The following is a 3245-nucleotide window of genomic DNA, read 5'->3' as shown; positions in this document are numbered from 1 at the left end:
CTTTCACGGGCTGGGTGAGGAGCAGAGGTGCTCGGGTTTCTTTGCGAAGGAAGAAAGGGTCGCAGAGACGAGGATATTGGAGGACTGTGCGGTGGTGCAGATGATGCACGGAGCTGTTCGGTCAGATTGCGTGATTCTCTCACACGCGATTGGTGCTCAGATACTGGGCACTCGCGCGCCGCGGGCTGGTGAGCTTGCGTTTGACAGGTAGCTACGGGCCTGTTTGAAAGATCCCGATTGTCGTGAACAAGTTGGTGTTCGGTTTAGCCAAGAGATTGAATTTGAAGAAGTAATCGACGCTTTTCGGCTTGTTTGGCAGCCAGCCGAGGGGCGCGAACATGATCCTGCTTCCCGACTTTGGGCGCAGGTGATGACAGAAAACACCGCGATCATGCGGTTGCCGCGGGTGACGACCTTTGCGATGGGCAAAGCGGTGTCCGGCGAGAGTTTCGATCTGTTCATCTTTCGCGCCGGCACTGATGATTACAGACTAGGGGTTTTGGATGTACTCAGGTCGCGGCGCAAACGCTCTAACATTATGGGCATGTCCCGTGCGGGGACGTGGGCGTTTCTGACCAATGTATCAAAATGGGCGGTGATGGAATCGACGCGGGTGTGATCTCGGAAGGCGAGGTAGTTCTGGCCGAGGTAAATCACCGCGAGCAGCGGGCCAAAAATCGTGACCGGTGCTGAATAGAGCCGTCGTGCGTCAAACAAGCAAAGCCTCAGCGATGGGTAATGCTCGGTTGTTAGGTCGTGGATGTAATCGATCTGGGCGAGGCGTGTTTCAAGAGGAAGGCCCGCGTAGTAGCCCTCGGCGCGCGCGAATGAGAGGAGATCGTGCAGGGGCACTGCGATTTCGTAGTCCGAGCGCGCGCGGCGCATCAATTCAAGGCGGCTTTCGGAATCGCTTATGGCTTGGGTCGTTGAGCGTCCGAGAGAGGGGGCGTATTCCCATTCCAACATGGCATTGGTTTTGAGCATGTCGGGCAATCCGGCAGGGACGTGGCGGATTTTGTAGCCCGCGGCCTCTTGATGCCATTGGAAGATTTGCTCGTCGATCAGGGCGCGGGAGGCCTCGGTCATCTTCATGGACGCCGCCAGAAGATCCGCCGCGCTTTCCTTTTTGTCGGTGATGCCAAGCAGCCAGTCGGCGGAGACCCCGAGGATGCTGGCGCATTGGGCGATCAAATGGGCGTTGGGCAGGCGGGGGCCATCTGATTTGAGCAGTTGCGAGATTGTCGAGCGATCAACCCCCGCTTCGCGCGACAGGTGGCTTTGGTTGCTGCCTGCGTCTTGCATTGCTTGCTGCAAACGCTCGCGAAACAGCTCTGCGCGGTAGGATTTCGTGAAAAAATTCTGCATTGGTGAATTATATCACCAATTGGGGCTTTTTGTTAATCCCTATCTGAATTTCGCAACGGGAAGATCTGACGTATTTGTGATCTCGCAAGATTTGGGGACGATATGGAAACGCGGAAACGATCCATCGTGAAGGCATTGGTTTGGAACGCCATCGGGCTGGCGGTTATGTCTTTGGTTGGCTTTGTTTTAACCGGTTCAGTCGCGACGGGCGGATTTATTGCCGTGGTGAACACTGTCGTCGGATTTTGCATGTATCTTGGCTACGAGCGGGTCTGGGCCAATATTCGTTGGGGGCGGCATGTCTGAACCCGGCAAGATCGAGTGGCCGACGATTTGGGTGTTGATCGCCACCTATGCGATTTGGGCCGTTGCGACGCTCTGGATCGCCGCGTGGTCGTTGCCGTTGGCGATGCTGGTTGTCGCGCTGGCGGGCACGCAGCATTCGTCGTTGCAGCACGAAGTTCTGCACGGACATCCGACGCCGTGGAAGGCCGTGAACGAGGCATTGGTTTTTCCCGCCCTTACGGTGGCGATCCCCTATATTCGCTTTCGTGACAGTCACTTAGAGCATCATCAGGATGCCAATTTGACCGACCCCTACGATGATCCCGAGACGAATTTTCAGGACCCCAAGGTTTGGGCCGGCTTTTCGGCGTGGTGGCGGCAGGTATTGCTGCTGAACAATACTTTGGCGGGCCGGATGGTGTTGGGACCGAGCGTGGCGCAGATTGCCTTTGTGCGCGGAGACCTGCGGGCCATTCGTGCCGGTGATCGCGCTGTTTTAATGGCGTGGGTTTGGCATGGACCTGCATTGGCGCTGGTTCTGTGGTGGATTGTGAGCCTGTCGGCGATGCCGCTCTGGGCGTTTTTGATTTCGGCTTATGCGTCTTTGTCGATCCTAAAAATTCGCACCTATCTGGAACATCGCGCCCATGAGAGGACCAGCGGGCGGACTGTGGTGATTGAGGATCGGGGGCTGTTGGCCTTGTTGTTTTTGAACAATAATTTCCACGCCGTGCATCACATGCACCCACGCGTGGCCTGGTATCATTTGCCAAAGCGCTATTTTGCCGATCCGGATAAGTATCTGACGCGCAATGACGGGTATCGGTTCCGCAACTACGCCGAGATTTTCGGAAAGTTCTTTTTCAAAGCGAAGGATCCGGTGCCGCATCCGCTCTGGCCTAAGTCGTAAATCCGAGGCATTGAGAGGGGATGGAACTTTGGATCCCCATCGCAATCGCCGCCGCCGCGTTTCAAAACGTGCGTTTCATGCTGCAAAAGGTGCTGAGCGCCGGCAATCTGACCGCAACGGGCGCGACGTTTTCGCGGTTTGTCTATTCGGCACCATTGGTTTGGGTGCTGGTGTTGCTGTATTCGAATGTCAGCGGGATCGGTCTTCCCTCTCTTCCCGTAACCTTCTGGTTTTATGCGCTTTTTGGCGGTTTGGCGCAGGTATTGGCAACGATTTCCGTGGTGGCGTTATTCAAGCATCGCAATTTCGCGGTCGGCATTACGTTGAAAAAAACCGAGACGGTGCAGTCCGTTTTGGTGGGGTTTGTGGTGCTTGGGGACCGCGTGTCGTGGGCCGGGTTCGGAGCGATCCTGATTGGGTTGATTGGTGTTCTGCTGCTGGTCGATGCGCCTCAGGCCAAGGGACGGCTTGGCCAGCGGTTGTTCAACAAGGCGTCCGGTCTGGGGTTGGGCGCGGGGCTGTTGTTTGCGTTTTCAGCCGTTGGGTATCGCGGTGCCAGCCATGCTTTGCCTTTGGACGATACGTTTTTGCGGGCGGCGTTGACCTTGGCTTGTGTCACCACGTCTCAGGCCTTGGGCATGGCGCTATGGATGCGATTTCGCGATGCGGGTCAGATTACCAAAGT

At 56.4% G+C, this 3245-nt stretch carries 4 protein-coding genes; 3 read left to right on the top strand and 1 reads right to left on the bottom strand.

The window, feature by feature from the left end; translation table 11 throughout:
* Positions 1-483 precede the first annotated feature (483 nt).
* Positions 484-1365, bottom strand: coding sequence for a helix-turn-helix domain-containing protein (locus tag ACFDSS_RS14265; protein WP_375256382.1), 882 nt, complete (start codon positions 1363-1365; stop codon positions 484-486).
* A gap of 102 nt (positions 1366-1467) precedes the next feature.
* Here ACFDSS_RS14265 and ACFDSS_RS14260 point away from each other — a divergent pair, with 102 nt between their 5' ends.
* The 3 genes from ACFDSS_RS14260 to ACFDSS_RS14250 all read left to right on the top strand — a co-directional run.
* Positions 1468-1671, top strand: a complete 204-nt coding sequence (locus tag ACFDSS_RS14260; RefSeq protein WP_375256381.1) for a DUF2061 domain-containing protein — start codon at positions 1468-1470, stop codon at positions 1669-1671.
* Positions 1664-2560: a fatty acid desaturase gene (locus tag ACFDSS_RS14255; protein WP_375256380.1), complete on the top strand. Its 897-nt coding sequence runs from the start codon at positions 1664-1666 to the stop codon at positions 2558-2560. The genes ACFDSS_RS14260 and ACFDSS_RS14255 overlap by 8 nt, the downstream gene beginning before the upstream one ends.
* 20 nt (positions 2561-2580) lie before the next feature.
* Positions 2581-3245 (top strand): EamA/RhaT family transporter (locus tag ACFDSS_RS14250; protein ID WP_375256379.1); only part of this gene is annotated, 665 nt, incomplete at its 3' end.

Source organism: Yoonia sp. (assembly GCF_042093035.1).
Lineage (GTDB): Bacteria > Pseudomonadota > Alphaproteobacteria > Rhodobacterales > Rhodobacteraceae > Yoonia.
This window is presented reverse-complemented; position numbering and strand designations above follow the sequence as displayed.